Below are 2,613 nucleotides of genomic sequence, written 5' to 3'. Positions count from 1 at the left end.
AATTTTGTACCTCCAAGGATGTTAGATGTTACGATGAATAGGGAATAAATATTGTATTATGAACTCTTTTTCAGTCCAATGCATTTCATTTCTTTTAAACCGCCGCAGATGCATTCATCCAATAACCCGAATAATAAATGACCAGTGGACATCCGCATACGTTTAAGAGCGTAAAAATGTGCTTCTGTAGGTACAGTGAATGTTTCTATGTACCTATCGGGGTTTCCTTCGGATCTTTCCCATCGGATGTTAACCGCATCATACCGGGGCAATGACTGAATAATTTTCCACATAATCTGCCGGTACTGATGATGAAGACTTTGCTTGATTTCATATTCCAGATAAATTTGTAATGATTTTTTCATTTGAAAACAACTCCTTTTAACCATATCATGAAGGGCAACGAAAACAAACGTAATCAGTCAAGGGAGGACTTTTTTTGGATACAGGTACTCATATTGTGATGGGATTTGCTCTGGGAGGCTTGGCTACTCTCGATCCCACAGTCGCTGAAAGCAGCGCTACTTCTGCCAGTGTTCTTATAGCTGCAGTCATCGGTTCTCAGATCCCTGACATTGATACAGTATTGAAGCTCCGTAATAATGCGGTATATATACGTCATCACCGGGGAATCACTCACAGCATTCCAGCCGTACTGTTGTGGCCGCTGCTCATTGTCGGATGCATCTATCCTTTTTTTCCGGAAGCCAATTTGCTTCACTTATGGATTTGGACATTCATTGCGGTATTCCTGCATGTATTTGTCGACATATTCAACGCATACGGCACACAGGCCCTGAGGCCGATTTCGTCGAAATGGGTCGCCTTGGGCGTCATTAACACGTTTGATTTACCCATTTTTTCTATACATGTAATCGGCCTGATTCTATGGGCATTCGGATTACCGCCTGGAGAGACTTTCCTGGTCATGTATATCATCATATTTGCTTACTATGTTCTCCGGTTTCAGGTTCAAAAAGCAGTTAAAAATGCTGTTAAAAGAAGAATACCTGAAGCCGAAAAGATCATCGTCTCCCCCACTATGCGATTCTTTCAGTGGAGACTTGCGGTAATTACGAAGGACAAATTTTATGTGGCAAGGGCGTACAGGAGATCGATAACGATTTTTGAAGAATTCAAACGAATCCCCGTACCCGATCTGCCGGTCATAGCCTCCGCTAAAAAAGATAAGAATTTATCGGCTTTTCTATCCTTCTCACCTGTTTACAGATGGGAAATCGATGAATACGACGATCATTTCGAGGTCCGCTTCATCGACCTGCGCTACAGAAACGATGGTCATTATCCATTCGTCGCACTCGTCCAGCTCGACAAAGATCATTCTGTGGTAAGCTCCTATACGGGATGGGTCTTCAGCGAAGAAAAGCTCCGTAAGAAAGTCGATATCGACATTTTAATCGATTAATGGACCGAGGGACTGGCTACTGGCATACTAACAGCCGGTCCCTCGACACTTTAATGCATTAAATCATCATTGCTTTCTCCTTCTATATCGAGCAGATGCTTGTATTTCGGGTTTCGCGCAGCAAATTCGTGTATACGGGAACCATAATTGGTAATCCATTGGCGGACCACCTTCTCAGTCATTTCTTTACCCTGATATTCGTATCCTGCCTTTGCATAAGTGGTCTCAAAGTCTTCCCACACAAGCTCGACCCATGTTCTGGCCCGCTCGTATGAAAGTCGCGAATTCTTCTCCATTAATAATTCAGTAAGCTCATGGAATGTCGACTCCATTTTGCATCCTCCTTTTCCATTTGTTTTTATGATAATGTACAGAGATCCATCCATACTAAGAGTACGTGGTTAAGCTTAGTGGTCGTATTTGCTTTTTCACGGTATAAGATAAAACCTTTTAGGAGGCAGATCATGCGTAATAAAACAACCGGGTTCCCCAATATGAATAACAATAAATTCGAAGGTGAACCGAGAGCGAAAGCCGAATATGCATCTAAAAGGGCAAATGGCACCATCAATACCCATCCTCAAGAACGAATGGCGTCTTCAGGAAAAAGAAAACAAGATTCGATTTAACGAAAGTTATTCTAGGGGGTAGTCACGATGGCAAACAAAAACAACTTCTACCGAAACAAGTACAGCAGTCCATTCAATAAAGGATTTTATAATCCGAAACATGCCCATGCACAGGCAAATGGACAAACCACTCAAACACAGGATCTGATCATTCTGGAAGCTCAAACCCGTAAGCGTTCATAAACCTGTGAAGGTCCGTGCCCCATCGCTTAGAAGCGCGAGGCACGGACCTTAATTTTTATTTCTTGTCTGGTGTAAGCAGGGAAATCGGCAGTGCTTCTTCCTGCCCATCACCGCCAAGACGGTAGCCCCATGCAAACACACCATTCAGGTAGTCTACTTTAAAGAAAACACCGGGGTCCCCTTCAATAGCGTAAATGCCTCCTGGTTTATAAGCTTCAGGATTCAACAGGTACGCTTGAGCCATCAACGCTTTCCGTTCCAGCACAGCGAATTCATTCACGATTCCCAGCTGTTCGGCTTTTCTGGCTTTTTCCTTCAGCCGCCCAATTTCCTGCTGTAATTCATGCTGTGACATTTCACTGTATCTTCTCTCTT

General features: G+C 43.2%; 6 protein-coding genes. 3 read left to right on the top strand and 3 right to left on the bottom strand.

The genetic code is table 11. The annotated features are described in order from the left end of the window. Window positions 1–56: 56 nt before the first annotated feature. Entirely contained in the window at window positions 57–365 is a 309-nt protein-coding gene (locus HP456_RS22575; protein WP_172255267.1) for a hypothetical protein, read from the bottom strand. A 74-nt stretch (window positions 366–439) separates the two neighbouring features. On the opposite strand from HP456_RS22575, the gene HP456_RS22570 reads away from it, so the two are divergent. Next, window positions 440–1,426: a metal-dependent hydrolase gene (locus HP456_RS22570; RefSeq protein WP_172255265.1), complete on the top strand. Its 987-nt coding sequence runs from the start codon at window positions 440–442 to the stop codon at window positions 1,424–1,426. A 50-nt stretch (window positions 1,427–1,476) separates the two neighbouring features. Here HP456_RS22570 and HP456_RS22565 read toward each other — a convergent pair whose 3' ends face one another. Beyond that, on the bottom strand, window positions 1,477–1,758 hold the full coding sequence (locus HP456_RS22565; protein WP_172255263.1) for a YfhJ family protein: 282 nt from the start codon (window positions 1,756–1,758) through the stop codon (window positions 1,477–1,479). A 132-nt stretch (window positions 1,759–1,890) separates the two neighbouring features. Here HP456_RS22565 and HP456_RS22560 point away from each other — a divergent pair, with 132 nt between their 5' ends. Together HP456_RS22560 and HP456_RS22555 are read left to right on the top strand one after the other, a co-directional pair. Then, a complete protein-coding gene (locus HP456_RS22560; RefSeq protein ID WP_032086301.1) occupies window positions 1,891–2,055 on the top strand; it encodes a small, acid-soluble spore protein K in 165 nt (54 codons plus the stop codon). Between the two features lie 27 nt (window positions 2,056–2,082). Next, a complete protein-coding gene (locus tag HP456_RS22555; RefSeq protein ID WP_172255261.1) occupies window positions 2,083–2,238 on the top strand; it encodes a YpzG family protein in 156 nt (51 codons plus the stop codon). 55 nt (window positions 2,239–2,293) lie between these two features. On the opposite strand, the gene HP456_RS22550 is transcribed toward HP456_RS22555, so the two are convergent. Continuing rightward, the coding region (locus tag HP456_RS22550; protein ID WP_246289375.1) for a YfhH family protein at window positions 2,294–2,613 on the bottom strand (320 nt) is incomplete at its 5' end.

The organism is Bacillus haikouensis, assembly GCF_013179555.1.
GTDB classification, from domain to species: Bacteria; Bacillota; Bacilli; order Bacillales; family Bacillaceae_B; genus Rossellomorea; species Rossellomorea haikouensis_A.
The sequence above is the reverse complement of the archived record's forward strand: the minus strand, read 5'-3'. Positions and strand labels throughout refer to the sequence as shown.